This is a genomic window from Streptomyces sp. NPDC004721 (assembly GCF_053601495.1).
On sequence record NZ_JBSGBZ010000007.1, the window covers coordinates 181381 to 207913 of the forward strand.

Genomic DNA, 26533 nt, shown 5'->3' on the forward strand with positions numbered 1-26533 from the left:
GGATGTGCTTCGGGATGTGCTTCGGGATGTGCTTCGAGTCTGCCCGACACGGCCGGGGTTAACGGCCCGAACTCGATCTTCGGCGTGGCGTTTCGGGCGCCCGCCCCCCGACGCCCCGCGTTACATACGGTAATTATCCAACATGCGTTCATTGTCGGCCTATGTGAATCTGGTCCCGGCCCTGGCCCCTAGATCCCCCACAGGAGGATGATCACCATGGCCAAGAACCGCAAGCAGGACCGCAGCCGGCAGAAGGCGTCCGTGGCCGCGAACGGCCCGCAGGAGACGGAGCACTCCGCGTCGGAGCCGCAGCCCGAGCATCATGCCCACGGGCCGCAGACAAGTCCGACTGCCATGGCCCGCAAGGGACGTCAGAAGCGCTTCGGCCACAACTGAGTCCGGTCCATGGGCTGTTGAACAAAGCGCGGTAATCGACGAGAGGGCGTACCCGATGCGCACGGGTACGCCCCTCGTTCATGTCAGCCGGCCAGGCAGGACGGGCCGAGCAGGACCTTCAGATCGCCGAACAACGCCGGATCCGGCTTGACCCGGTGCCGGTCCAGGCGCAGCACCGTCGTCCTGCTCGGCCCCTGGAGCTTGATGCGGACCTCGCTGTCGCCCTTGTGGTGGCTGAGGATCTCACCGAGGCGGCTGACCATGGGCGGGGTCACCTTCAGTGCCGGGATGGTGAGGATCACCGGTGCGTTGCTCCCCGCGTTCGACAGGTCGGGGATCATCAGCTCCATTGCCACCAGACGCGGCACGTCCTCCCGCTTGTCGAGGCGGCCCTTGACGAACACCACGGCGTCCTCGACGAGTTGGGTCGACACCAGTTGGTAGGTCGCCGGGAAGAACATGCACTCGATGGAGCCCGCCAGGTCCTCGACGGTGGCGATCGCCCAGGCGTTGCCCTGCTTGGTCATCTTGCGCTGGAGGCCGGAGATGATGCCGCCGATGGTGACGACCGCGCCGTCGGCGTGCTCGCCGCCGGTGAGCTGGGAGATGCCCGCGTCCGCCTTGTCCGCGAGCACGTGCTCCAGGCCGAACAGCGGGTGGTCGGAGACGTAGAGGCCGAGCATCTCCCGCTCCTGGGCGAGCAGATACGTCTTGTCCCACTCCTCGGCGGAGAACTCCACGTCAAGACCGAAGCCGGGCTCGCCACTGGTCTCCTCGCCCATCCCGCCGAAGAGGTCGAACTGGCCCTCGGCCTCCTTGCGCTTGACCGCGACCACGTTGTCGATCATCGGCTCGTACTGCGCGGTGAGGCCCTTGCGGGTGTGCCCCATCTCGTCGAAGGCGCCCGCCTTGATCAGCGACTCCGTGGTGCGCTTGTTGCAGACCACCGCCTCGACCTTGTCGAGGTAGTCGGGGAACGAGGCGTACTTCCCCTTGGCCTTGCGGGACTTGATGATGGACTCGACGACGTTGGTGCCGACGTTGCGCACGGCGGACAGGCCGAAGAGGATCACGTCGTCGCCCTGCGCGGCGAAGTTCGACTGGGACTCGTTGACGTTGGGCGGGAGCACCCGGATGCCCATGCGGCGGCACTCGTTGAGATAGACCGCCGACTTGTCCTTGTCGTCCTTGACGGAGGTCAGCAGGCCGGCCATGTACTCGGCGGGGTGGTTGGCCTTCAGATAGGCGGTCCAGTACGACACCAGGCCGTACGCGGCCGAGTGGGCCTTGTTGAACGCGTAGCCGGCGAAGGGGACCAGCACGTCCCACAGGGCCTGGATGGCCTCGTCGCTGAAGCCCTTCTTGCGGGCGCCGCCCTGGAAGATGACGAAGTTCTTCTCCAGTTCCTCCGGCTTCTTCTTGCCCATCACACGCCGCAGCACGTCGGCCTCGCCGAGCGAGTAGCCGGCGACGATCTGGGCGGCCTTCTGCACCTGCTCCTGGTAGACGATCAGGCCGTAGGTGACGTCCAGGACCTCCTTGAGCGGCTCCTCCAGCTCCGGGTGGATGGGCGTGATCTCCTGCTGGCCGTTCTTGCGCAGCGCGTAGTTGGTGTGGGAGTTCATGCCCATCGGGCCCGGGCGGTACAGGGCCGAGACGGCGGAGATGTCCTCGAAGTTGTCCGGCTTCATCAGACGCAGCAGGGAGCGCATCGGGCCGCCGTCGAACTGGAAGACGCCGAGGGTGTCGCCGCGCTGGAGCAGTTCGAAGGTCTTGGGGTCGTCCAGCTCCAGGCTGAGGAGATCGATGTCGATCCCCTTGTTGGACTTCACCATCTTCACGGCGTCGTCCATGATCGTCAGGTTGCGCAGGCCCAGGAAGTCCATCTTCAGCAGGCCGAGCGACTCGCAGCTCGGGTAGTCCCACTGCGTGATGGTCACGCCGTCGGTGTGCCTCACCCAGACCGGGACGTGCTCGGTGATGGTCTCGCTGGACATGATCACGCCGGCCGCGTGCACGCCCATCTGCCGCACCAGGCCCTCCACACCGCGCGCGGTGTCGATGACCTTCTTCACGTCCGGCTCGTTCTCGTACATCGAGCGGACCTCGCCCGCCTCCGAGTAGCGGGGGTGCTCGGAGTCGGTGATGCCGGACAGCGGGATGCCCTTGCCGAGGACGTCGGCGGGCATGGCCTTGGTGATGCGGTCGCCCATCGCGTACGGGTAACCCAGCACGCGCGCGGAGTCCTTGATCGCGTTCTTGGCCTTGATGGTGCCGTAGGTGCCGATCATGGCGACCTTGTCGGCGCCGTACTTCTCGGTCACGTACCGGATCACTTCGACGCGCCGACGCTCGTCGAAGTCGATGTCGACGTCGGGCATCGAGATGCGCTCGGGGTTGAGGAACCGCTCGAAGATCAGACCGTGCGGGATCGGGTCGAGGTCGGTGATGCCGAGCGCGTAGGCGACGATCGAGCCGGCCGCGGAGCCTCGGCCGGGGCCGACCGCGATGCCGTTGTTCTTGGCCCACATGATGAAGTCGGCGACCACGAGGAAGTAGCCCGGGAACCCCATCTGGATGATGACGTCCATCTCGTACGCGACCTGCTTCTGGCGGTCGTCGGGGATGCCGCCGGGGAAGCGCCGCTCCATGCCTCGGCGGACCTCCTCCTTGAACCAGGTGACCTCGGTGTAGCCCTCGGGGATGTCGAACTTGGGCATGAGGTCGCGCTTCTCGAACATGCCGGTGGTGTCGACCATCTCGGCGACCAGGAGGGTGTTCGCGCAGCCCTCCTGCCAGGCGTCCGAGGAGTCGATGGCGTACATCTCCTCGGTGGACTTCAGGTAGTAGCCGGTGCCGTCGAACTTGAAGCGGTCGGGGTCGGAGAGGTTCTTGCCGGTCTGGATGCACAGCAGGGCGTCGTGGGCGCCGGCCTCGTGCGCGTAGGTGTAGTGCGAGTCGTTGGTGACCAGGGGCGGGATGCCGAGCTTCTTGCCGATCTCGAGGAGGCCGTCGCGGACCTTGCGCTCGATGTCGATGCCGTGGTCCATCAGCTCCAGGAAGTAGCGGTCCTTGCCGAAGATGTCCTGGTAGTCGGCGGCGGCCTTCAGTGCCTCGTCGAAGTGGCCGAGGCGCAGCCGGGTCTGGACCTCGCCGGAGGGGCAGCCGGTGGAGGCGACGATGCCCTCGGACCACTGGGCGATCGTCTCCTTGTCCATCCGGGGCCACTTCTGGAGCCAGCCCTCGGCGTAGGCGTCCGAGGAGAGGCGGAAGATGTTGTGCAGGCCGGTCCTGTTCACCGCCCACATCGTCTTGTGGGTGTAACCGCCGGAACCGGAGATGTCGTCCCGCTTCTGGTGCGGCTGACCCCATAGGATCTTGCGCTTGTTGCGCCGGGACTCAGGGGCGACATACGCCTCGATCCCGATGATCGGGGTGACTCCGGCCTTCTTCGCGGAGTGGAAGAAGTCGTACGCCCCGTGGAGGTTGCCGTGGTCGGACATGGCGATGTGCGTCATGCCCATCTCGTTGCAGGCGTTGAACATGTCCTTCAGCCGCGCGGCACCGTCCAGCAGCGAGTACTGGGTGTGGACGTGCAGGTGCGTGAACGGCGGCTTCGACACGGTTCGGCCTCCATGGACAACATAGACGACGTGCTGCGGACAGTCCGGGGGACAGCGTCGAAGTCTATGCCCCGGCACTGACACGCGGCCGCGTTTGCGCCGTACCTTCAGGCGGGTCAGCACGGGCACTCCACCGCACCGCCGGACGTTGGTGTGGTGGAACGCCCAAGCCGGACCCACTCCACACGTCATGCACCACCTGCACCAGGAGGCACTCCGCGATGTCGGTCCCCCAGCTCAGCGACGAGCAGCGCGGCAAGGAGATCATCGCCGTCCTCGACACCGCCTTCGGCGAGCTCCTGGCCGACGATCCGGCCGCGTACGGCATGAGGCTGCGGAGGATGGCGGCCTCGGCCCTCGCGTTCCACCGGGGCACGGCCTGTCTCTTCCACCACGACCTGGACGCCGACCGGCGCGGCGGACCCTACCTGGACGACCGCACCTCGCGCGTGTGGATCCACGGCGACCTGCACACGGAGAGCTTCGGCACCTGCATGGACGCCAACGGCAGGCTGGTCTTCAGCGCCACCGGCTTCGACGAGGCCTACGTCGGCCCCTTCACCCGGGACCTCAAGCGGTTCGCCGCCTCCCTCGCCCTCGTCGGGTACGCCAAGGCGCTCAGTGACGACCGGATCACCGAGCTGGTGACGCTCTACGCGACCGCCTACCGCGACCGGATCCACGCCCTGGCCACCGGCGCCAAGAGCGACGAGGTGCCGCCCTTCACGCTGGACACCGCCGACGGCCCCCTTCTGGACGCGCTGCGTGACGCCCGTTCGCTGACCCGTGCCGGGCTGCTGGAGTCGATGACCGAGATCCGCGACTTCGAGCGCCGCTTCGTGCCCGGCGGTGGCGCGGTCGAGCTGGACGCCGCCACCCGCTACAAGGTCCTCGCGGCCTTCGACGGCTATCTGGAGACCCTGCCGGATGCGTCGCTGGCCCGCCCGGAGTCCTACCGCGTCAAGGACGTCGTCGGCCGCCACGGAATCGGCCCGGCCGGACTGTCGTACGACATCCTCCTGGAGGGCCACAGCGACGCCCTGGAGCACGACGTGGTGATCTCCATCCAGCGGGCCGGGACCGCGGCGGCCGCCCGGCACATCACGGACCAGGCGATCCACGACCACTTCCGGCACGACGGCCACCGCACGGTGGTCTGCCGGCGCGCCCTCCAGGCGCACACCGACCCGTGGCTGGGCTGGACCGAGCTGGATGGCGCGGGCCGGCTGGTCACCGAGGTCTCGCCGTACGCCGTGGACCTGGACTGGGACCACGTCGACGACCCGGAGGAGATCGAGCAGGTGGTCGCCGACCTGGGCCGGGCCACGGCCGCCATGCACGCGGCGGCGGACGACACCTCGGGCGAGTCGCTGGTGCCGTTCCCCACCGAGCGGGCCATCGACGCGGCGATCGCGGGCGACGAGGAGGGCTTCGCGCCGCTGCTCGTCGACTTCGCGCACGCCTATGGCGCACGCGCGCGTGACGACCACCGCATCTTCGTGGACCTGCTCCGCAACGGAGGGATTCCGGGTCTGTGACGGATGGGCCGCACACAGGAACCCTTTAGGGGTCCCTTACCGGCCCACATGACAGACTCTTGTCTCGCTATGGACATATCAGGGACCAAACTCAGAGCCGTGCGCGCGGCGCTGTTCACGGCCGTGGTCGTGACGCTCAGCACCGCGTCGCACGTGCTGCTGTCACAGGTCCCGCTGCCGCTGAACACGGTGGCCGCGGTCGCGGTCGCCGTGTTCCTGCTCTCCTACGCCCTGGCCGGCCGCGAGCGCGGCTTCGGGCGGATCGCCGCCCTGCTGGTCCCGCTGGAGCTGGCCGCCGACACCGTCTTCACCACCGGCCAGCACCTCTGCTACGGCCCCGCGGGCGGCCCGGTCGCCGGTCCCCTGCGCTCGGTCGGCTTCGACGTGCTGTGCGGCGGGCACACCGACGTCGGCACCCCGCTGGCCCAGATGACCGGCACCGACACCGGCCGGCTGACCGCCCTGCTCGCACACGCCGACCCGGCCACGGCCTGGCTGCTGCTGGCCGCGCACGTCGGCGTCGGCCTGGTCGCGGCCGGCTGGCTGCGCCGCGGCGAGCGGGCGCTCGCCCAGCTGCTGTGCGCGGTGGCCGCCACGACCTTCCGGCCGCTGCTGCTCGCGGTGGCGGCGGTCACGGTGCGCGGCACCCGCTCGGTGGGCCGGCCGGCGCGTCCCGCGCCGCGGATCGCCGCGCTGCGCGCCCGCATCCTCGTGCACTCCCTGGGACGGCGCGGACCGCCGTGCCCGGACGCCCTCGCGCTCGTCTGAGCGACTCCCCTGGGCCCCCCGAGCACGACCAGTCCCCCATTCGCACCCCGCGCACGAAGCTGCGCGTCCCACAGGAGAACACCATCATGAGCAAGCGCAACAGCCAGTCGGCGAAGACGGCGGCCCGGGAGCGGCTGCGCGCCGAGCGCGAACGCGACGCCAAGCGGGCCAAGGTCAAGCGGCAGATAACCGTGGCCGCCGCGGTCGTGGTCGTGCTGGCGGCGGCCGGCGGCATCGGCTACGCCGTCGTCCAGGCCAACAAGCCCAGCCACTGGGAGGCCGTGAAGGACGAGAAGGTCGTCGCCCCGGCCAACACCACCGGCACCGACGGCACGACCGTGGTCATCGGCAAGAGCTCGGCCCAGAAGACCCTCAAGATCTACGAGGACCCGCGCTGCCCGATCTGCGGCCAGTTCGAGGAGACCGTCGGCGCGACCGTCAAGAAGGACGTCGACGACGGCAAGTTCAAGCTCCAGTACATCGGCGGCACCTTCATCGACAACCACGACAACGGCGAGGGCTCCAAGAACTCGATGAGCGCCATGGGCGCCGCGCTCAACGTCAGCCCCGAGGCGTTCCTCGAGTACAAGGCCGCGCTGTACTCGAAGCAGTGGCACCCGGAGGAGACCGACGACAAGTTCAAGAGCGACGACTACCTCATCAAGGTGGCGGACACCGTGCCGGCCCTGAAGGGCAACGCGTCGTTCCGCAACGACGTCAAGAGCGGCAAGTACGACGCCTGGGCGGTCGCGATGTCGAAGACCTTCGACAACAACAAGGACGGTGTGGACGGCACCCCGAGCCTGGTCATGGACGGCAAGAAGGTGACCACGCCCGGCACCCAGAACCCGCCGATGACGGTGGACGAGTTCAACGCGGCGGTGGACGCGGCCCTCAAGGGCTGATCCCCGGGCGGGCGGCACCGCCGCCGCCGTGAATCCCGTGCGAAGAGCGGGCCAACCTTTTCCGGTTCGCCCGCTCTTCGCACTTACCGGTCAGTAGTCTGATCGCCCGTGACCAGTCGACAGAGCCACCCCGAGAGCGCCGACCCACCCGTCGCGCGCCGCCGTACGTTCGTCAAGGCCGCGGCGGCAGGCGCCGTGCTGGCGGGCCCGCTCGCCGCCGCGCTGCCCGCACGCGCCACCACCGGTGCGCCCGCCTTCCTGCACGGCGTCGCCTCCGGCGATCCTCCCCCACTGCCTTGAGGGCGTGGGGGGACCCCCACCGGACGGCATCCTGCTGTGGACCCGGGTGCCCCCCGTCCCCGAGGCGGCACGCGTGTCCGGGCTCGGCCCGGACACCGAGGTGCGCTGGGCGGTCGCCAGGGACAGGGGGTTCACCGACGTCGTCGCCGAGGGCTCGACCACCGCGACGGCCGCCTCCGACCACACCGTCAAGGCCGACGTCCGGGGGCTGCGCCCGGCCACCGACTACTGGTTCCGCTTCTCGGCCGGGGGCGCCGACTCCCCCATCGCCCGCACCCGCACCGCGCCCGCCGCCGACGCCGCCGTCGCCAACCTGCGCTTCTGCGTGGTCTCCTGCGCCAACTGGGAGGCCGGCCACTTCGCGGCCTACCGCCACCTCGCGGCCCGTAGCGACCTCGACGCCTGGCTGCACCTCGGCGACTACATCTACGAGTACGAGTCGGGGGAGTTCGCGGCCCGCGGCAAGGTGGTACGGCCGCACGTCCCCGCGCACGAGATCCTCACCCTCGCCGACTACCGCACCCGGCACGCGACGTACAGGACCGACCCCGATCTGCGGGCGCTGCACCACAGCGCCCCGGTCATCGCCATCTGGGACGACCACGAGTTCGCGGACAACGCCTGGTCGGGCGGCGCGGTCAACCACACCGAGGGCGCCGAGGGGACCTGGACCGCCCGCGCGGCGGCCGCCCGCCGGGCCTACTTCGAGTGGATGCCGATGCGCACGGCGGTCGAGGGCACCACCTACCGGCGGCTGCGCTTCGGCAAGCCGGCCGATCTGTCCCTGCTGGACCTGCGTTCCTTCCGCTCGCAGCAGGCCGCCACGGGCAGCGGCTCGGTCGACAATCCGCACGATCACCGGCCGCGCCCAACTCGACTGGCTCAAGGCCGGGTTGAAGGCGTCGGACACCACCTGGCGGCTGGTCGGCAACTCGGTGATGATCGCGCCGTTCGCCATCGGCGCGCTCTCCGCGGACCTGCTGAGGCCGCTGGCCGAGCTGCTCGGGCTGCCGCGGGAGGGCCTGGCCGTCAACACCGACCAGTGGGACGGCTACACCGACGACCGCCGCGAACTGCTGGCCCATCTACGCGCGAACGCCATCCGCAACACCGTCTTCCTGACCGGCGACATCCACATGGCGTAGGCCAACGACGTCCCGGTGGACGCCGGCACGTACCCGCTGTCGGCGTCCGCCGCCACGGAGTTCGTGGTCACCTCGGTGACCTCCGACAACCTCGACGACTTCGTCAAGGTTCCCGAGGGCACGGTCTCGGCGATCGCCGCACCGGTGATCCGCGCCGCCAACCGGCACGTCCACTGGGTCGACACCGACCGCCACGGCTACGGCGTGCTGGACCTGACCGCCGACCGCGCGCAGACGGACTACTACGTGCTGTCCGACCGCACCAGCCCGAACGCGACCTCGGCCTGGACCCGTTCGTACCGCACACGCAGCGGCACGCAGAAGATCGAGCGCACCTACGACCCGGTCTGAGCCCTGGTCGGCAGTGCTGGCCGACAGCCCTAGTCGGCTTCGAGCTCCGCGAGGAAGCCGAGCGCCACCCGCCAGGTGGCCTCGGCGGCCTCCTCGTCGTAGTCCGGCAGGTCGGGGTCGGTGTAGAGGTGACCGGCGCCGGCGTAGCGGTAGACCTCCACGTCGGCGCCGGTCCGGCCCATCTGGAGGTACCAGGCGCTCAGCCAGTCGTCCGGCTCGAACGGGTCGGGCTCGGCCACGTGCAGCTGGACGGGCAGGCCCTCGGCGCTCGCGTTCGGCGCGACGTCCGAGGTGCCGTGCAGCAGGAGCAGTCCGCGGGCCTTGTCGTCGCCGAGGGCGAGCGTCTGCGCGGTGGCGGCCCCGAACGAGAACCCGGCGTAGACCAGGCCCCGCTCCGAGTAGGGCGCCGCGGCCAGTACCGCCCGCTTGAGCAGCTCGTCCTTGCCGATCGATTCCTGGCAGGCCCTGCCCTCCTCGACGGTGTCGAACGTACGGCCCTCGAAGAGATCCGGCGTCCACACCTCGTGCCCGGCGGCACGCAGCCGGTCCGCGGCCTGGCGTACCGCGGGTCTGAGGCCGTAGGTCGAGTGGAAGAGCACGATGTTCATGGGCCCATGGTGCCAGCCGGTCAGGAAGGCGTCGGCCCACCGCGGTGCGCGTGCGCCCGAAGAGAGTCTCGTCACACCACCCCCGCCCTACCCGCGATCTTCACGTCCACACATGTTCACACCGCGCGTCGCAGGTTAGGTTCGCAGGCATGGAGAACGTACTCCGCCCTCTGATCGTTGTCGGCGGCTCGGTCGTCCTCACACTGGTCATCGGCTGGGCCATCGACCTGCTGCTGCGCAAGGCCGACGAACGGCACCACGACAAACCGTTGTGGGGCCTGCTGCGCCGTGCCCGCGTCCCCTACCAGCTTGTGCTGTGCGCCGCCCTGCTGCGCGGCTCCTACGACCAGACCCAGTTGCTGGAGCAGCACCGGGTCGGCGTCGGACGGACGCTGACCCTGGTGCTGATCGGCTCGGCGGCCTGGCTGGTGATCCGGATCGCGGGGGCCATCGTCGAGACCTCGTACACGCGCTACGCCAACGCCCGGGAGCACCGGGATCCGGCCCGGGTGCGGCGGGTGCGCACCCAGGTCGAGCTGATCATGCGCGTGGTCTCGGCGGTGGTCATCGTGGTGGCGGCGGCCTCGATGCTGCTGACCTTCCCGGCGATGCGCGCGGCCGGTGCCTCGCTGCTGGCCTCGGCCGGCCTCCTCGGCATCGTCGCCGGTGTCGCCGCGCAGTCCACGCTGAGCAACATGTTCGCGGGGCTGCAGATCGCCTTCGGCGACATGGTGCGGATCGGCGACACCGTGGTCGTCAACGGCGAGTGGGGCTCGGTCGAGGAGATCACGCTGACCTTCCTGACGGTACGGACCTGGGACGAGCGCCGGATCACCATGCCGGTGTCGTACTTCACGTCCAACCCGTTCGAGAACTGGTCGCGCGGCACCCCGCAGATGACCGGCACCGTCTTCTTCCACCTCGACCACCGCGCGCCGATGGACGCGATGCGCGAGAAGCTGCGCGACATCCTGCGCGAGTGCCCGGCCTGGGACGGCCGCGCCTACAACCTGGTGGTGACGGACACGACGCCGACCACGATGCAGGTACGGGCGCTGGTGACGGCGAAGGACGCCGACGACATCTGGACGGTACGGGTCGTGGTCCGCGAGCAGATGCTCCGCTGGCTCTCCGAACAGCACCCCTACGCCCTCCCCCGCGTCACCACGGCCAACGCCACACCACCCCACGACGGCACGCCCCACCCCGCCTTCAACAATTCCCAAACAGCCTCTGGCTGACCTCCCGCCCCACGCGGACCGGGCGGGCCGGTCCGGCGTCCGGGTCGCGGGCTCCCCCGGTCGGCAGGTGTGCGCTGCCGGGAGCGGGTTCGGCCACCGTGGAGCGGCCGTGGTGATCGTCGGCCGCCGGGCGGGACGTGGCCGTGGCCGCACCGCGGGGTCAGTGGCCGCGTTCTGCGCCGCCGTTCACCTGGATGATCTGGGAGGTGATGTGGGCGGCGGACGCGGAGGCGAGCCAGTGGAGGGTGGCCGCGACGTCGCCCGGGGTGCCGGGGCGGCCGGTGGAGGTCTCGGCGATGAGCCGTTCGCGGCGGGCGTCGTCCATCGCGTCGCCGAAGAAGTCGGTGTCCTCGACGTACCCGGGCGCCACCAGGTTCACCGTGATCCCGCGCGGGCCCAACTGGCGGGCCAGGTCATGGGCATAGGGATGCAGGGCGGCCTTGGATGCGGCGTAGGCGCCGCTGCCCGAACCCCGGTAGGCGGCGATGGAGCTGAGGAACAGCACCCGGCCGCCCGGTTCGGCGAGCCGCTCCTTGAGGGCCTCCGTGAGCAGCACGGCGGTCAGGGTGTTGATCCGGAAGTTGACCAACCAGTTGTCGGCGACGAGGTCGAGCGGATCCTCCCGCTCCACCCGCGGCTCCAGCCGCCCCGACCCTCCGGCGCTGTGGATCAGCACGTCCACCGCCCCGAGCTCGTCGGCCACGAACCGGGCGACCGACCGCACCCCGGCCACGTCACCCACGTCCGCGGCGAACGTCAGCGCGCCCGGCACCCCGGCCCTGTGCAGCACCTCGCCCCGCCGCCCGAGCAGCAGCACCCGGTCCCCGTCGGCCGCGAAGGTCCGCGCCGCGGCGAGTCCGATCCCCGTTCCGCCCCCGCTGATGACGACGTTGCGACTCATGGTCACGAGCGTACCGAGACGGCACCGGCCGGTCCCGTACGCCGAGCGCGGCTCACCGCAGACTGCGTACGTCCAGGTGGCGCAGTACCCGGTCCACGATCTCCGGGTCGGCCCCCGGCTCCCGGCGCGCCGCCAGCACCTCGTGCCGCGCCGCGCTCAGCATCTCGCTCTGGATCCGCCGCAACCGCTTCAGCCGCCGTACGCGCTTGTCATGGCCCTCCCGGCGCTCCTCCTCCCCCCACTGCGGGCTGATCCGCAGCCCGATGTCGAAGGCCCGCCGCAGCATCTGCTCGGACAGTTCCTCCGGCAGTTCCTCGACCGCCTCGATCTCCCGCAGCCGCCGCCTGGCCGCCCGCGCCGCCCGGGCCGCCAGCTCCTCCTCGAACGCCTTCTCCCGCTCGGTGTCCGCCCGCACCCCCAGCCGTTTGACCAGCCACGGCAGCGTGAGCCCCTGGAGCACGAGCGTCGCCATGATCACCGCGAAGGCGATGAACACGATCTCGCCCCGGTCGGGGAACGGCGCACCGCTGTCCGTCTTCAGCGGAATGGCCAGCGCGAGCGCCACCGAGGCCACACCGCGCATCCCGGACCACCACATGACGACGGTCTCCCGCCAGGTCGTGGGGATGTCCTCGTCCTGATCCCGCCGCGCGTGCAGCCGTTTGGTGAACCAGGTCGCCGGCAGCAGCCACAGCAGCCGTACCAACACCACCACGCCCACCACCACGCCCGCCCAGCCGAGCAGCTCGCCCCACCGACCCGACGCCGTGCGCAGGGCGTTGTGCAGCTCCAGGCCGACCAGTCCGAACGCGACCCCGGTGACGAGCGTGTCCACGACGTCCCAGACGGTGTGTCCGGCCAGCCGGGTCAGCACGTCGTCGGCGTCGGAGGCGTACTCGGCCAGGAACAGCGCGGTGGTGAGCACGGCGAGGACCCCGGAGCCGTGCAGCTCCTCGGCCAGCACGTAGGAGGCGAACGGCACCAGCAGTGTCAGCCCGATCTGCAGGGTCGCGTCGCCCAGCAGACCCAGCAACTTGTTCGCGCCCCAGCCGAGCGCCAGACCCACGACCACCGCCACCACCGCGGACAGCACCAGGTCGAGCCCGGCCCGCCAGGCCGAGAACTCCCCGCTGACGGCGGCGGCGATCGCCACGTGGTAGAGGACGATGGCCGTGACATCGTTGAACAGCCCCTCGCCCTCCAGGATCGACACCAGGCGGCGTGGCAGCCCCAGCTGCCCGGCCACGGCGGTCGCCGCGACCGGATCGGGCGGCGCGACCAGCGCGCCGAGGGCCACCGCGGCGGCGATGGGCAGCCCCGGCACGATGCTGTGCGAGACGACGGCGACGCAGAACGTGGTGACGAACACCAGCGCCACGGCCAGTAGGAAGATCGGCCGTCTGTTCGCCGCGAACTGCCGCCAGGACGTCCGCCGTACGGCGGCGTAGAGCAGCGGCGGCAGCAGGGTGGGCAGGATCAGGCCGGGCGGGATGTTGACGTTCGGCACGAAGTCGAGCAGCGTGAGGCCTACCCCGAGCAGCGTCATCAGGACCGGCGCGGGCAGCCCGAGCCGGTCGCCGACCGGGACGCTGATCACGGCCCCCAGCAACACGACGAACAGCAGGGCCAACTGATCCACGCTCAGCGCTCCGGGACGTCGGACGTACACACGACAGGCTTCAAGCCTGCCACGCCACCCCGCTCACCGGCCGCTTCGCGCCCGTGGACTACAGGGCGCGCCGCATCGCCCGGTGCGGGATGCCCGCGTCGGGGAACTCCGGTCCGTACGCCTCGTACCCCAGCCGCTCGTAGAAGCCGAGCGCGTGGCTCTGCGCGTGCAGGTCCACCGCCGAGAGGCCGCGCGCGCGTGCCGCGTCCTCGATGGCGCGCACCAGGGCCGCGCCGACGCCCAGCCCGCGCGCGTCCCCGGTGACGGCGAGCCGTCCCAGTGAGCCGACCGCCGGGTCGCCGCCGGTCTTCGCGGCGGCCTCCGCGCCGTACAGCAGCCGCCCGGTGCCGAGCGGCACGCCGTCCTCGCGGACCGCCAGCACGTGCACCGCGAGGGCGTCGTACTCGTCGTACTCGATGTCCTGCGGAACGCCCTGCTCCACGACGAAGACCTCCTTGCGCACCGCGAAGCAGGCCTCGCGGTCGGCGGGGTCCTCGGCGACACGCACCTCGTACGGCAGGCTCATGCGTACGTCTCCTCGCGGACCTGGTCCAGGGCCTTCTGGAGGTCCTCGGGGTAGTCGCTGGCGAACTCCACCCACTGGCCGTCGCCGGGGTGCTCGAAGCCGAGCCGCACCGCGTGCAGCCACTGGCGGGTCAGCCTCAGCCGCTTGGCGAGGGTGGGGTCGGCGCCGTAGGTCAGGTCGCCGACGCAGGGGTGGCGGTGGGCGGCCATGTGGACGCGGATCTGGTGGGTGCGCCCGGTCTCCAGCTTGACGTCGAGCAGGGAGGCGGCGCGGAACGCCTCGATCAGGTCGTAGTGCGTGACGGAGGGCTTGCCGTCGGCGGTGACCGCCCACTTGTAGTCGTGGTTCGGATGCCGGCCGATGGGTGCGTCGATGGTGCCGCTGGTCGGGTCGGGGTGGCCCTGGACCAGGGTGTGGTAGCGCTTGTCGACCGTGCGCTCCTTGAACTGGCGCTTGAGCGACGTGTACGCGTACTCGGACTTGGCGACCACCATCAGGCCCGAGGTGCCGACGTCGAGGCGGTGCACGATGCCCTGGCGCTCGGCGGCGCCGGAGGTGGAGATGCGGTAGCCGGCCGCCGCGAGGCCGCCGATCACGGTCGGGCCTGACCAGCCGGGGCTGGGGTGCGCGGCGACGCCGACGGGCTTGACGATCACGACCACGTCGTCGTCGTCGTGCACGATCTCCATGCCCTCGACCGGCTCGGCGACCACCTGCACGGGTGCGGGTGCCTGCGGCATCTCGACCTCGAGCCAGGCGCCGCCGCGCACCCGCTCGGACTTGACGGCCACCGTGCCGTCGACCAGCACCTTGCCCGCGGCGGCCAGCTCCGCCGCCTTCGTACGGGAGAAGCCGAACATCCGGGAGATGGCGGCGTCGACGCGCTCGCCCTCCAGGCCTTCGGGCACGGGCAGGGTACGGATCTCGGGAAGCGTGCTCACCCGTCGAGTATGCCGGACCGGTCCGGTGCTCCCGTCCCGGGCTCAGTCCTTGTGGACGGTTCCGTCCGGGTCCAGGCCGCGGAAGGAGAGCAGCACGATCAGGAAGCCGCCGCATACGATCGCCGAGTCGGCGAGGTTGAACACGGCGAAGTGCTTGGGCGAGATGAAGTCGACGACGGCGCCCTCGAAGACGCCCGGCGCGCGGAAGAGGCGGTCGGTGAGGTTGCCCAGCGCACCGCCGAGCAGCAGGCCGAGCGCGATGGCCCAGGGCACGCTGTAGAGCTTGCGCGCGAGGCGGGTGATCACCACGATCACGGCGGCCGCGATGACCGTGAAGATCACGGTGAAGGCCTCGCCGAAGCCGAAGGCCGCGCCCGCGTTGCGGATCGCCTCCAGTTGCAGCCAGTCGCCGATGAGCTGGATCGGCGGGCGGTGCTCCAGCTTGGCCACCACGAGCATCTTGCTGGCCAGATCGAGGCCGTAGGCGATGGCGGCGACCGTGAACAGCACGGCGATCCGGCGCCGGCCGCGGGGCCGCTCAGCGGCGGATGCCCGTCCGTCCGCGCCGGCCGGCGTCCCGCTCGTCCCGTCCGCGCCCGCCGCCGTGCCGTCGGTGCCGGGCCCGCCGGAAGGGGCCTGTGCCCCTTCGGCGCCGGACGGGCCGCCCCGCCCGGCGTTGCCTCCGGGGCGCTGCCGCCCCGCTCCCGCCGCGTCCGGAGTGTCCGGCGTACCGATGATGCGCTCCGCCTCTGCCACGTGAGTCCCTTGACCTAGGTACCTGACTGAGGACGAGACTACGGCACGCCTCGCACCCGGTTCAGTACCGGCGTTCCTGCTTCTGCTTGCACGCCACGCACAGGGTGGCGCGCGGGAAGGCCTGCATGCGGGCCTTCCCGATGGGGTCGCCGCAGTTCTCGCACAGGCCGTAGGTGCCCGCGTCGAGCCGTTGCAGGGCACGCTCGGTCTGGGTGAGCATCTCGCGCGCGTTGGCGGCCAGCGCCATCTCGTGCTCGCGCGTGATGTTCTTGCTGCCGGTGTCCGCCTCGTCGTCGCCCGCGCCGTCGCCGGAGTCCCGCATCAGGCCCGCGAGGGACTCCTCGGACGAGGTGATCTCGGTGCTCAGCCGCTGCATCTCGGACTCCAGCTCCGCGCGGGCCTCCGAGACCTCCTCCGGCGTCCAGGGATCCTCACCCGGGCGCACCGGGAGGTCGCCCGGTTCCACCGCCGCGGCGATGCGCGCCTTGGGCACGGCGGTCTTCGCCGCCGCGGCCGTGCCAGGAGTCTTCTTCGCAACCACTGTCGTGGCTCCCGTCTGCTTCGCGGCCCGCGCCGCGCCCACCTTCTTGGCCGTCCTCTTCCTGCCCCCACCCGTCCCGGAGACACCAGGAGCCGCCACGCGACCCGCACCGTCCCCATCTCCCTGGGCCCCCGTATCCGCCCCGCCGCCCCGGTCGGGGACCGTCCCCGCGGTCGCCCTCCTGCCGGCCTTCCTCCGCCTGCCCGCCCCCGCCGAGCCCTCACCGGCACCCGCCCCGTCACCGATGGACCGCTCCCGCGCATCCACCTCCCCGGCCGCCGCCCTCCCGTGAGAGCCCTTTCCACCCGCCTTCTCGGCGGCAGCGCCGCTCCGGCCACCAGCCCCCGCCCCGACCGTCTCCTGCACCGACCCCTCGCCGGCACCCGCCCCGTCACCGACGGACCGCTCCAGCGCGCCCACCTCCCCGGCAGCCGCATCCCCGCCGACGGCGACCGCCTTCCCGAGAGAGCCCTTTCCGCCCGCCTTGCGGGCATCCGCCTTCTCAGCGGCAGCGCCGTGGGCACCCGCGCTCCCGCCGCCTGCGTGCCCGCCCACGGCACGCCCAGCGGTCGTCTCCTCGGCGCCCGCTTCCTCGCCGGCCGCCGCCCCGGCACCCGGCCGCTCGGCGGGTGCCTTCTTCATGGCCGCCCGACCGGCACGGGCGCCCCTGTCGGCTGCCTCCGCCGTGCCGAGGCCCTCGGCGGCCTTCTCCCCCACGTCCGGGGCTTCGGCGGCGGTCTTCCTCGCCGTGGCCCGCTTGCTCGGGGACTTCTTCGCCGGGGCGCCCTTGGAGCCGGGCTCCTCGGCGGCGGGCCGCTTCCCAGGCGCCGCCTCCGGCGGGGCCTTGCCCGCCACGGGCTTCCTCGCGGCCGACCTCTTCGCCGTCGTCTTCCGCGCGCTCTTCGCGGGAGTCGCCCGGGCGGATTCCGGAAGCGCCGCCGGCCTCTCCCCCACGGACTCCGACGGGGTGCCCTTCCGCTCCTCGCCCGACCTCGCGGCAGCCGGTTCCTCCCCGGCCGCCGCCCCGGTCCCGGCCGGCCGGGACCGGCCCGGCATGGCCGCGGCCGGCTTGGCCGCGTTCGCCCCGGCCGTCGGGCCCCTGCGCCCGCGACCCGTCGCCGGTCCGGCCTGGGCCGCCTGCTTCGGCGTGACCCTGTCCTTCATGGCCACCGCCTCCTTCGCGGCCGTGCCTGATGCCCTGGCCGCCGCTCGGGTGGTCTTCCTGGCCGCGCCGCCGACGGCATCGGGGATGGTGCCCCGGGACCTGCCGGACGCCGACTGCTCGGCGGTCTTCTTCGCCACCATGGCCGCGGCCCCTTCACATATTGTGATCTTGCTCGCGAATCGTGCTGGGACGATAAATCGACTCGAGTCCCGCGGCAACGGGGCACGCCGCCCGATTCGCCCGCCTCGCGCGGATCGCGCGGCCGGCATGCATGCGTTGTGCCCAGCTCGCCGCCACGTAATCCGACCAGCCGCACGTCCTACGATCCGAACGGCACCGTCGCGCCATCCGGGTCACCCCCGCGGCGGAAATCAGGTCGGCCCCGGTCGCCGGGGCGCCGTACACTGGGCGGAGCGAAAAGCGTGGATGGGGACGAGTAGCGGCGTCAGCAGCCCAGAGCGACCCGGGGACGGTGTGAGCCCGGGGGCGAGCGCGACGTGAAGATCACCCCGGAGCCGCCGGAAGAACGCCCCAGCACGGAGCCAGGGGCCGGTAGAACCGGCATCGCGACCCCAATGAGGGGGCTCGTCGGAGCGTACGGCGCACCGGTGAGCCAAGGAGGGTGGTACCGCGGGAGCGCGCCGCACACGGCGTGGACAGCTCAAAGGCTCTCGTCCCTCCGACGGAAGGCAGCACATCCGCCGGAGGAAGCTCGTTGAATACGCAGCCGCAGTACCGCCAGGTGCCCGCGCAGGTCGACCTGCCCGCCCTCGAGCACGCCGTGCTCGACTTCTGGCGTGAGCAGAAGATCTTCGCCAAGAGCCTGGAGCAGTCCGAGGGCCGCCCCGAGTGGGTGTTCTACGAGGGCCCGCCCACCGCCAACGGCATGCCGGGCGCCCACCACATCGAGGCACGCGTCTTCAAGGACGTCTTCCCCCGCTTCCGCACCATGCGTGGCTACCACGTGGCCCGCAAGGCCGGCTGGGACTGCCACGGCCTCCCGGTGGAGCTGGCGGTCGAGAAGGAGCTCGGCTTCAGCGGCAAGAAGGACATCGAGGCGTACGGCATCGCCGAGTTCAACGACAAGTGCCGCGCGTCCGTTCTCCGCCACACCGACGCGTTCTCCGAGCTGACCACCCGCATGGGCTACTGGGTCGACCTCGACGAGGCGTACGTCACCATGGAGCCCGAGTACATCGAGTCCGTCTGGTGGTCGCTGAAGGAGATCTTCAACAAGGGCCTGCTGGTCCAGGACCACCGGGTCGCCCCCTGGTGCCCGCGCTGCGGCACGGGCCTGTCGGACCACGAGCTGGCCCAGGGCTACGAGACGGTCGTCGACCCCTCCGTCTACGTCCGCTTCCCGCTCACCTCCGGTCCGCTCGCCGGCCAGGCCTCGCTCCTGGTGTGGACGACGACCCCCTGGACCCTGGTGTCCAACACGGCGGTCGCCGCGCACCCTGAGGTGACCTACGTCGTCGCGACGAACGGCGAAGAGAAGCTCGTCGTCGCCGAACCGCTCGTCGGCAAGGCGCTCGGCGAGGGCTGGGAGACCACGGGCGAGACCTTCACCGGCGCCGAGATGGAGCGCTGGACGTACCAACGCCCGTTCGAGCTCGTGGAGTTCACGGAGCCGGCGCACTACGTGGTCAACGCCGAGTACGTCACCACCGAGGACGGCACGGGTCTGGTCCACCAGTCCCCCGCCTTCGGTGAGGACGACCTGAAGGTCTGCCGGTCCTACGGCCTGCCGGTGGTCAACCCCGTCCGCCCGGACGGCACGTTCGAGGAGGACGTCCCGCTGATCGGCGGCGTGTTCTTCAAGAAGGCGGACGAGAAGCTCACCGAGGACCTCGGCGACCGCGGCCTGCTCTTCAGGCACGTGCCGTACGAGCACAGCTACCCGCACTGCTGGCGCTGCCACACCGCGCTGCTGTACTACGCGCAGCCGTCCTGGTACATCCGCACCACAGCGATCAAGGACCGGCTGCTCGAGGAGAACGAGAAGACCAACTGGTTCCCTTCGAGCGTCAAGCACGGCCGGTACGGCGACTGGCTGAACAACAACATCGACTGGGCGCTGTCCCGCAACCGCTACTGGGGCACCCCGCTGCCCATCTGGCGCTGCGAGGACGGCCACCTCACCTGTGTCGGCTCCCGCGCGGAGCTGACCGGGCTGACCGGCACCGACCAGTCGGACCTCGACCCGCACCGCCCGTTCATCGACGACGTCGTCTTCCCGTGCCCGCAGTGCGAGAAGACGGCCACGCGCGTGCCCGAGGTCATCGACGCCTGGTACGACTCGGGTTCGATGCCGTTCGCGCAGTGGGGCTACCCGTACAAGAACAAGGAGCTGTTCGAGAGCCGGTACCCGGCGCAGTTCATCTCCGAGGCGATCGACCAGACCCGCGGCTGGTTCTACACGCTGATGGCGGTCGGCACGCTGGTCTTCGACAAGTCGTCGTACGAGAACGTCGTGTGCCTCGGTCACATCCTCGCCGAGGACGGCCGGAAGATGTCCAAGCACCTGGGCAACATCCTCCAGCCGATCCCGCTCATGGACCAGCACGGCGCGGACGCGGTGCGCTGGTTCATGGCGGCCGGCGGCTCGCCGTGGGCGGCCCGCCGGGTGGGCCACGGCACCATCCAGGAGGTCGTCCGCAAGACGCTGCTGACCTACTGGAACACGGTCGCCTTCCAGGCCCTGTACGCCCGTACGTCCGCCTGGGCGCCCACCGGTGCCGACCCGGCCCCGGCCGACCGCCCGCTGCTCGACCGCTGGCTGCTCAGTGAGCTGCACGCGCTGACCGACCAGGTCACGCAGGCCCTGGAGGCGTACGACACCCAGCGCGCCGGCAAGCTGCTGTCGGCGTTCGTCGACGACCTGTCGAACTGGTACGTCCGCCGCTCGCGCCGCCGGTTCTGGCAGGGCGACAAGGCCGCGCTGCGCACGCTGCACGAGGTGCTGGAGACGGTGACCAGGCTGATGGCGCCGATCACCCCGTTCATCGCCGAGCGGGTCTGGCAGGACCTGGTCGTGCCGGTGACGCCGGGCGCCCCGGAGTCGGTGCACCTGGCCACCTGGCCGGAGCCGGACCTGCCGGCGATCGACCCGGAGCTGTCGAAGCAGATGGTGCTGGTGCGCCGCCTGGTGGAGCTGGGCCGCGCCACGCGCGCGGAGTCGGGCGTCAAGACCCGCCAGCCGCTGTCCCGGGCGCTGGTCGCGGCGGCCGGCTTCGAGTCCCTGGACCGGGAGTTGCACACGCAGATCACGGAGGAGCTGAACGTCTCCTCCCTGGCGTCGCTGAGCGAGGTCGGCGGGTCCCTGGTGGACACCACCGCCAAGGCCAACTTCCGTGCACTGGGCAAGCGGTTCGGCAAGCGGGTGCAGGACGTCGCCAAGGCCATCGCGGGCGCGGACGCGGCGGCGCTGTCGCTGGCGCTGCGCGAGGACACGGCGTCGGTGGAGGTCGACGGCGAGACGGTGACGCTCGCGCCGGACGAGGTGATCATCACCGAGACCCCGCGCGAGGGCTGGTCGGTGGCGTCCGACTCCGGCGCCACGGTCGCCCTGGACCTGGAGATCACGGAGGAGTTGCGCCGCGCGGGCCTGGCCCGGGACGCGATCCGGCTGATCCAGGAGGCCCGCAAGAACAGCGGCCTCGACGTGGCCGACCGGATCGCGCTGCGCTGGACCGCGACGGACCCGGCGACCATCGCCGCCCTGAGCGAGCACGCGTCGCTGATCGCCGAGGAGGTCCTGGCGACGGACTTCGCCCAAGGCGAGGCGGACGCCACCTACGGCGACGCCTTCACCGACGAGGGCCTGTCCCTGGTCTTCCGCCTCCGCAAGGCATGACCCACCGGGGGGAGCCCGCCCGGCCACGAACCGGCGGGCTCCCCGCGCGGCTTGACGGGGCGTGGCCCCCGGTGGGGCAGCGGGCACACGGCCCCCGGCATACGAGAACGGCCCCGGAGGGATGTCCCTCCGGGGCCGTTCTCTCAGGCTGCCGACGCCTAGTCTCCAGAACCCTTCAGGATTCCCTCAGTTGTCGTCCTCGTCGATCAGGAAGCCGCGCATGGGCGAAGGCGCCTGACCCATCGGGGCCGGACCCTGCGGACGCACCGGGGCCATCGGCTGGGTCATCGCCGGGGCCATCTGCTGCTGACCGCCGTAGGACGGACCGGCCGGGCCGGGCGCACCGCCCATCGGCTGGCCGCCGCCGTACGACGGGGCGCTCGCGCCGGCCGGAGCCATGGAGGGCGCCGGGGACGGCGGGAGGGACGGGGCCGCAGGCGTGCGCGGCGGGGCGAGGGAGTCGTCGGCCTGGGTCTCCAGCTGACGCAGCTGCGACTCCAGGTACGACTTCAGGCGCGTGCGGTACTCGCGCTCGAAGCCGCGCAGGTCCTCGACCTTGCGCTCCAGCGTGGCGCGGGCGGACTCCAGGGAGCCCATCGCGACGCGGTGCTTCTCCTGCGCGTCCCGCTCCAGGGCGTCGGCCTTGGCACGGGCGTCACGCTCCAGACCCTCGGCACGCGAACGCGCCTCGCCGACGATCTTGTTGGCCTCGGAACGGGCCTCGGCGATCGCCTGGTCGGCGGTCTGCTGGGCCAGCGACAGGACGCGCGCGGCGCTGTCGCCACCGGGACCCTGACCCATCGGGCCGGGGCCGCCCATGGGACCAGGGCCGCCGCCCATCGGGCCGGGGCCGCCGCCCATCGGGCCGGGACCCATCTGGCCCTGCATCTGACCCGGCATCTGACCCTGGCCCATCGGACCCTGACCCATCGGGCCGGGACCCATCTGGCCGGGGCCGGGGCCGGGACCCTGGGGTCCCTGGCCGCCCGGGCCGGCGGGCAGCTGCGGAGCACCGCTGGGCAGCTGGGGCGGACCACCCATGGGGCCACCCATCTGCTGCTGCGGCGGGCCCGATATCCCGGCGGGCACAGGAGCGCCCGGCCCTCGCATGCCCTGCTGCTGAGGATGCGGTGGTTGCTGGTCCTCCGGAGGCTTGCGCATGTTCTGCTGGTTCTGGGCAGCAGCACGCGTGGCCGCGGCCAGTTTGGCGCGCAGGTCCTCGTTCTCACGGAGCAGTCGGGTCAGCTCGGCTTCGACCTCGTCGAGGAAGGCATCGACCTCGTCCTCGTCATAGCCTTCTCGGAGGCGGACGGTCGTGAACTGCTTGTTCCGCACGTCCTCGGGGGTCAACGGCATCTCTTCACCTCAACGTAGTCATCGGCAGTCGGCAAGACCGTATCGTCCACAGTCACCTCGCGAGGTTCCCCACGATGGAGATCAGGATGTAGACGATGATCATCAGTACGAAGAAGGACAGGTCGAGCGCCACGCCCCCGAGACGCAGCGGCGGGATGAACCGCCGCAGAAGCTTCAGCGGTGGATCCGTGACAGTGTAGGTGGCCTCCAGAACGACCACCATCGCCTTGCCGGGTTGCCATGAGCGGGCGAACTGGAACACATAGTCCATGACCAGCCGAAAGATCAGCACGATGAGGAACACCATCAGCGCGATGTAAAGAACCTCCATGGCCACACGCATGATCGGTGCTTCCCTCTCCCCTGTTCCGTGCCAGTTCTACGGTGGTGCGTCTCAGCTCTGGTTGAAGAACCCGCCCTCTGCGATGCGGGCCTTGTCCTCCGCCGTGACATCGACGTTAGCAGGCGACAACAGGAACACCTTCTGCGTCACCCGCTCGATACTGCCGTGAAGACCAAACACCAAACCGGCAGCAAAGTCGACAAGTCGCTTCGCATCTGTGTCATCCATCTCAGTCAGATTCATGATCACCGGGGTGCCCTCACGGAAGTGTTCCCCGATGGTACGGGCCTCGTTGTACGTCCGGGGGTGAAGTGTGGTGATCCGGTACGGCTCTCGTTCCGACACGACCTTGGGCATGATCACCGGTGCGTTCTTCTCCAGGCTTGCGCGGTCTTGTGTGATGGACGCCACGGGCGCGATGCGCGCCGGACGCCCGGATTCCGCCGGGAGCGAAGCGGAATGCGACACCGGTTCGCGGGGCGCCGGAGGCTGCACCACTCGCACCGGTTCATCCCTTTGGGGCTGATGCGCCCCATGCGACTGGTGCGGTGGGTCGTGCCGTCGGCGGTCCCGCTCGGGTTCCGGGTCCAGCTCGGGTTCGAAGTCGTCATCGGGGTCGAATCCCCGGCCGTCGTACCCATCGTCCTCCACGAGGCCGAGGTAGACCGCCATCTTGCGCATCGCGCCGGCCATGCTCTGAGTCCTCCGCTCTGTGGTGGATCCGCTGACGACCGCCAAGTGCCCGCGATCCACGAGGTCGCTGCGCCCCGTTGGGCGATATTGACCATATTTTCTGCTGTGGTCCGACTTCTTGGCGACGTTACCCGAGCCTGGGACGGACTCCGAGTACCGCGCTGCCGACGCGCACATGTGTCGCACCGGCGGCAACGGCCTGCTCGAGGTCCCCACTCATCCCTGCCGAGACCATGGTGGCAGCCGGATGGGCCGCGCGCAGGTCGGTCGACAAATCCATGAGGCGCTCGAACGCGGCCTGTTGCCGGCCGGCGTACTCCCCGGTCAGCGGGGCGACGGTCATCAGCCCGTCGAGCCGCAGCGCTTCGGAGCGGGCGACGAGGTCGGCCAACTCTTCGATTCCGCCCGGCCCGACGCCTCCGCGCTCCCCGCGTCCGCTCTCCCCCGCGTCCAGCGCCACCTGGATGAGGCAGCCCACCTCGCGCTCCGCCCGCACGGCCTCCCGTGAGAGCGCGGTGACAAGCCGGGAACGGTCGAGCGACTGTACGACATCGGCGTAACCGACCACGGATCGCACTTTATTGGTCTGAAGTTGACCAACAAAATGCCACGTCAGGGGCAAATCAGCACACTCGGCGGCCTTGGGCGCCGCCTCCTGGTCCCGGTTCTCGGCGGTGTGGCGCACACCGAGTTCCGACAGGATCCGCACATCCGAGGCCGGATACGTCTTGGTGACCACGATGAGGGTCACCTCCTCCCGCGCCCGGCCCGCGGCCGCGCACGCGGCGGCGATGCGCCGCTCCACCTTCGCCAGATTCGCGGCGAGTTCGTTCCTACGGTCCGTCATGCCCCATCAGTCCAGCCAGACATAGCCCGCGAGCCGACCGGTGGTGGCGTCGCGGCGGTACGAGAAGTGATCGCCCGATTCCCGCGTGCACACCGGCGACTGCTCCCGGTCGTGCACCCCGAGGCGCTCGAGCTGCGCGTGCACGCCGGCGCTCACGTCGACGGCCGGTGTACCCCAACTCGTCTCGGAGTGCGCCGCCGGCTCGACGGCGGCGACCTCGGCGCGCATCGCCTCCGGCACCTCGTAGCACCGGCCGCACACGGCGGGTCCGGTGCGGGCGGTGATGCGGTCGGGCCGGGCGCCGAGCGACTCCATCGCGTCGACCGCGGCCGGGACGACCCCCTTGACCATGCCGGGCCGCCCGGCGTGGACCGCGGCGACCACACCGGCGACCGGGTCGGCGAGCAGCACCGGAACGCAGTCGGCGGTGAGTACGGCGAGGGCGAGCCCGCGGGTCGCGGTCACCAGGCCGTCGACCGGCGGGGTGAGCCGCGTGGTCCACGGCCCGTCGACCTCGGCGACGTCGTTGCCGTGCACCTGGTTCATCCAGACGACCCGGTCCGGGTCGAGTCCAAGGGACTTGGCGGCCAGTTCGCGGTTGGCGCGTACCGCGCCGGGGTCGTCGCCGACCGCGCCGCCGAGATTGAGCTCCTCGAACGGAACGGCGCTCACCCCGCCCCACCGGTCGGTGAAGGCGAAGTGCGCGCCGCTCACGGTGTCGTGCCGACCTATCACTTGAGGAAGTCCGGTACGTCCAGCTCCTCGGCCGCGCTGTCGGAGTAGCTGCGCGGCGACGGCGTGATGGGCGGGGTCACGGGCGGCAGGTCCTGCACCGGCTCGGGGGCGACGGGCTCCGGCTCCTCCTTCGGCGTCACGCTGCCGAGCGAGCCGAAGGTCGGGCGGCTCTCGGGCTGGCGCACCGGGGCCGGCTCCTCGCGGCGGGCCGGGGGCGGGGTGGACGACGAGCCGAGGACGTTGTCCCGGCGGGCCGGCGGCTGGCCGCCGTCGAAGCCGGCCGCGATCACGGTGACCCGGACCTCGTCGCCGAGGGCGTCGTCGATGACCGCGCCGAAGATGATGTTGGCCTCGGGGTGCGCTGCCTCGCTGACCAGCTGGGCGGCCTCGTTGATCTCGAACAGACCGAGGTCCGAACCACCGGAGATGGACAGGAGCACGCCCCGGGCGCCGTCGATGGAGGCCTCGAGGAGCGGGGAGGAGATCGCCATCTCGGCCGCGGCCACCGCGCGGTCGTCACCGCGGGCCGAGCCGATGCCCATGAGCGCCGAGCCGGCCTCGGACATGACCGACTTGACGTCGGCGAAGTCGAGGTTGATCAGGCCGGGGGTGGTGATCAGGTCGGTGATTCCCTGCACACCGGACAGCAGCACCTGGTCCGCGGACTTGAACGCGTCGAGCACGCTGACCTGACGGTCCGAGATGGACAGCAGCCGGTCGTTGGGGATGACGATGAGGGTGTCGACCTCTTCGCGGAGCTCGGCGATACCGTCCTCGGCCTGGTTCGCCCGGCGCCGCCCCTCGAAGGTGAACGGGCGCGTGACCACACCGATGGTGAGGGCACCCAGCGAGCGCGCGATGTTGGCCACGACGGGCGCGCCGCCGGTACCGGTGCCGCCACCCTCACCGGCCGTCACGAAGACCATGTCGGCCCCCTTGAGGACCTCCTCGATCTCCTCACGGTGGTCCTCGGCGGCCTTGCGGCCGACGGCCGGGTTGGCCCCGGCGCCGAGTCCGCGCGTGAGTTCGCGGCCGACATCGAGCTTGACGTCGGCGTCGCTCATCAACAGCGCCTGTGCGTCGGTGTTGATGGCGATGAACTCGACGCCCTTGAGACCGACCTCGATCATCCGGTTGATGGCATTGACACCACCGCCGCCGACACCGATGACTTTGATGACTGCGAGGTAGTTCTGCGGTGCTGCCACGTCGAAGGCCTCTCGCCTCGAGTTACGTGTCGCCGCCTCGCGGTCCTGCCGCGATCCGACGACTGATGCCGAATGGGACGGTCCGAACGCCGACCCGAACCCTAACCCTGAAGTTTAGGGT

Annotated in this window: 21 protein-coding genes and 1 pseudogene; 8 read left to right on the forward strand and 14 right to left on the reverse strand. The window is 70.9% G+C overall.

Features of this window, described 5'->3' with window-relative positions:
- Positions 1–216: 216 nt before the first annotated feature.
- The gene (locus ACWEK3_RS08635; RefSeq protein ID WP_390725336.1) at positions 217–396 is read left to right on the forward strand and encodes a hypothetical protein; all 180 of its coding nucleotides are present in this window, start codon (positions 217–219) and stop codon (positions 394–396) included.
- Positions 397–479: 83 nt separating this feature from the next.
- On the opposite strand, the gene dnaE is transcribed toward ACWEK3_RS08635, so the two are convergent.
- On the reverse strand, positions 480–4019 hold the full coding sequence (gene dnaE, locus ACWEK3_RS08640) for a DNA polymerase III subunit alpha (RefSeq protein WP_450537906.1): 3540 nt from the start codon (positions 4017–4019) through the stop codon (positions 480–482).
- 221 nt (positions 4020–4240) lie between these two features.
- Between dnaE and ACWEK3_RS08645 the strand changes: the two genes are divergently transcribed.
- From ACWEK3_RS08645 to ACWEK3_RS08665, 5 genes and pseudogenes are all read left to right on the forward strand, one after another.
- Complete coding sequence (locus ACWEK3_RS08645) at positions 4241–5557, forward strand: DUF2252 domain-containing protein (RefSeq protein ID WP_453249257.1); 1317 nt, start codon at positions 4241–4243, stop codon at positions 5555–5557.
- A 69-nt stretch (positions 5558–5626) separates the two neighbouring features.
- Positions 5627–6325 (forward strand): hypothetical protein, encoded by a 699-nt coding sequence (locus ACWEK3_RS08650; RefSeq protein ID WP_450537904.1) that lies wholly within the window; start codon positions 5627–5629, stop codon positions 6323–6325.
- 86 nt (positions 6326–6411) lie between these two features.
- Positions 6412–7230, forward strand: a complete 819-nt coding sequence (locus ACWEK3_RS08655) for a thioredoxin domain-containing protein (protein WP_390876167.1) — start codon at positions 6412–6414, stop codon at positions 7228–7230.
- A gap of 108 nt (positions 7231–7338) precedes the next feature.
- Positions 7339–7530: a hypothetical protein gene (locus ACWEK3_RS08660; RefSeq protein ID WP_453249258.1), complete on the forward strand. Its 192-nt coding sequence runs from the start codon at positions 7339–7341 to the stop codon at positions 7528–7530.
- 46 nt (positions 7531–7576) lie between these two features.
- Positions 7577–9026: pseudogene (locus ACWEK3_RS08665) on the forward strand (alkaline phosphatase D family protein).
- Positions 9027–9055: 29 nt separating this feature from the next.
- Here the strand turns inward: ACWEK3_RS08665 and ACWEK3_RS08670 are convergent.
- A complete protein-coding gene (locus ACWEK3_RS08670; RefSeq protein WP_450537903.1) occupies positions 9056–9634 on the reverse strand; it encodes a dienelactone hydrolase family protein in 579 nt (192 codons plus the stop codon).
- A gap of 149 nt (positions 9635–9783) precedes the next feature.
- On the opposite strand from ACWEK3_RS08670, the gene ACWEK3_RS08675 reads away from it, so the two are divergent.
- Positions 9784–10875, forward strand: coding sequence for a mechanosensitive ion channel family protein (locus tag ACWEK3_RS08675; protein WP_453249259.1), 1092 nt, complete (start codon positions 9784–9786; stop codon positions 10873–10875).
- Positions 10876–11035: 160 nt separating this feature from the next.
- Here the strand turns inward: ACWEK3_RS08675 and ACWEK3_RS08680 are convergent, their stop codons facing one another.
- The 6 genes from ACWEK3_RS08680 to ACWEK3_RS08705 all read right to left on the reverse strand — a co-directional run bounded on the left by ACWEK3_RS08680 (position 11036) and on the right by ACWEK3_RS08705 (position 16851).
- A complete protein-coding gene (locus tag ACWEK3_RS08680; protein WP_450537901.1) occupies positions 11036–11776 on the reverse strand; it encodes an SDR family NAD(P)-dependent oxidoreductase in 741 nt (246 codons plus the stop codon).
- A 52-nt stretch (positions 11777–11828) separates the two neighbouring features.
- The gene (locus ACWEK3_RS08685) at positions 11829–13415 is read right to left on the reverse strand and encodes a Na+/H+ antiporter (protein ID WP_450537900.1); all 1587 of its coding nucleotides are present in this window, start codon (positions 13413–13415) and stop codon (positions 11829–11831) included.
- Between the two features lie 88 nt (positions 13416–13503).
- Positions 13504–13971 carry a GNAT family N-acetyltransferase gene (locus tag ACWEK3_RS08690; RefSeq protein ID WP_376553672.1) on the reverse strand — a complete coding sequence of 156 codons (468 nt, stop codon included), beginning with the start codon at positions 13969–13971 and terminating at the stop codon, positions 13504–13506.
- Positions 13968–14912, reverse strand: a complete 945-nt coding sequence (locus tag ACWEK3_RS08695) for an RluA family pseudouridine synthase (RefSeq protein ID WP_390725345.1) — start codon at positions 14910–14912, stop codon at positions 13968–13970. Before ACWEK3_RS08695 ends, ACWEK3_RS08690 begins: the two co-directional genes overlap by 4 nt.
- 42 nt (positions 14913–14954) lie before the next feature.
- Positions 14955–15668: a signal peptidase II gene (lspA, locus tag ACWEK3_RS08700; protein ID WP_453249260.1), complete on the reverse strand. Its 714-nt coding sequence runs from the start codon at positions 15666–15668 to the stop codon at positions 14955–14957.
- Between the two features lie 61 nt (positions 15669–15729).
- On the reverse strand, positions 15730–16851 hold the full coding sequence (locus tag ACWEK3_RS08705; protein ID WP_453249276.1) for a TraR/DksA family transcriptional regulator: 1122 nt from the start codon (positions 16849–16851) through the stop codon (positions 15730–15732).
- Between the two features lie 1238 nt (positions 16852–18089).
- Between ACWEK3_RS08705 and ileS the strand changes: the two genes are divergently transcribed.
- The gene (gene ileS / locus ACWEK3_RS08710; protein WP_453249261.1) at positions 18090–21230 is read left to right on the forward strand and encodes an isoleucine--tRNA ligase; all 3141 of its coding nucleotides are present in this window, start codon (positions 18090–18092) and stop codon (positions 21228–21230) included.
- A gap of 186 nt (positions 21231–21416) precedes the next feature.
- Here ileS and ACWEK3_RS08715 read toward each other — a convergent pair whose 3' ends face one another.
- The 6 genes from ACWEK3_RS08715 to ftsZ form a co-directional block, all read right to left on the reverse strand.
- Complete coding sequence (locus ACWEK3_RS08715; protein WP_450544684.1) at positions 21417–22586, reverse strand: DivIVA domain-containing protein; 1170 nt, start codon at positions 22584–22586, stop codon at positions 21417–21419.
- A gap of 52 nt (positions 22587–22638) precedes the next feature.
- Complete coding sequence (locus ACWEK3_RS08720; RefSeq protein ID WP_361423815.1) at positions 22639–22929, reverse strand: YggT family protein; 291 nt, start codon at positions 22927–22929, stop codon at positions 22639–22641.
- Between the two features lie 51 nt (positions 22930–22980).
- On the reverse strand, positions 22981–23622 hold the full coding sequence (locus ACWEK3_RS08725) for a cell division protein SepF (protein ID WP_361423818.1): 642 nt from the start codon (positions 23620–23622) through the stop codon (positions 22981–22983).
- 127 nt (positions 23623–23749) lie between these two features.
- Positions 23750–24469, reverse strand: a complete 720-nt coding sequence (locus tag ACWEK3_RS08730; RefSeq protein WP_361423821.1) for a YggS family pyridoxal phosphate-dependent enzyme — start codon at positions 24467–24469, stop codon at positions 23750–23752.
- 6 nt (positions 24470–24475) lie between these two features.
- The gene (gene pgeF, locus ACWEK3_RS08735) at positions 24476–25204 is read right to left on the reverse strand and encodes a peptidoglycan editing factor PgeF (RefSeq protein ID WP_376547114.1); all 729 of its coding nucleotides are present in this window, start codon (positions 25202–25204) and stop codon (positions 24476–24478) included.
- A complete protein-coding gene (gene ftsZ, locus ACWEK3_RS08740; protein WP_225074279.1) occupies positions 25201–26412 on the reverse strand; it encodes a cell division protein FtsZ in 1212 nt (403 codons plus the stop codon). Before ftsZ ends, pgeF begins: the two co-directional genes overlap by 4 nt.
- Positions 26413–26533: the final 121 nt, after the last annotated feature.

Coding starts and splice junctions, on each gene's coding strand:
- ACWEK3_RS08645 (WP_453249257.1), top strand. CDS start 4,241: ATGTCGGTCCCCCAGCTCAGCGACGAGCAGCGCGGCAAGGAGATCATC.
- ACWEK3_RS08725 (WP_361423818.1), bottom strand. CDS start 23,622: ATGGCCGGCGCGATGCGCAAGATGGCGGTCTACCTCGGCCTCGTGGAG.
- ACWEK3_RS08655 (WP_390876167.1), top strand. CDS start 6,412: ATGAGCAAGCGCAACAGCCAGTCGGCGAAGACGGCGGCCCGGGAGCGG.
- ACWEK3_RS08715 (WP_450544684.1), bottom strand. CDS start 22,586: ATGCCGTTGACCCCCGAGGACGTGCGGAACAAGCAGTTCACGACCGTC.
- ACWEK3_RS08635 (WP_390725336.1), top strand. CDS start 217: ATGGCCAAGAACCGCAAGCAGGACCGCAGCCGGCAGAAGGCGTCCGTG.
- ACWEK3_RS08670 (WP_450537903.1), bottom strand. CDS start 9,634: ATGAACATCGTGCTCTTCCACTCGACCTACGGCCTCAGACCCGCGGTA.
- ACWEK3_RS08705 (WP_453249276.1), bottom strand. CDS start 16,851: ATGAAGAAGGCACCCGCCGAGCGGCCGGGTGCCGGGGCGGCGGCCGGC.
- ACWEK3_RS08730 (WP_361423821.1), bottom strand. CDS start 24,469: ATGACGGACCGTAGGAACGAACTCGCCGCGAATCTGGCGAAGGTGGAG.
- ACWEK3_RS08680 (WP_450537901.1), bottom strand. CDS start 11,776: ATGAGTCGCAACGTCGTCATCAGCGGGGGCGGAACGGGGATCGGACTC.
- ACWEK3_RS08650 (WP_450537904.1), top strand. CDS start 5,627: ATGGACATATCAGGGACCAAACTCAGAGCCGTGCGCGCGGCGCTGTTC.
- ACWEK3_RS08720 (WP_361423815.1), bottom strand. CDS start 22,929: ATGCGTGTGGCCATGGAGGTTCTTTACATCGCGCTGATGGTGTTCCTC.
- ACWEK3_RS08675 (WP_453249259.1), top strand. CDS start 9,784: ATGGAGAACGTACTCCGCCCTCTGATCGTTGTCGGCGGCTCGGTCGTC.
- ACWEK3_RS08690 (WP_376553672.1), bottom strand. CDS start 13,971: ATGAGCCTGCCGTACGAGGTGCGTGTCGCCGAGGACCCCGCCGACCGC.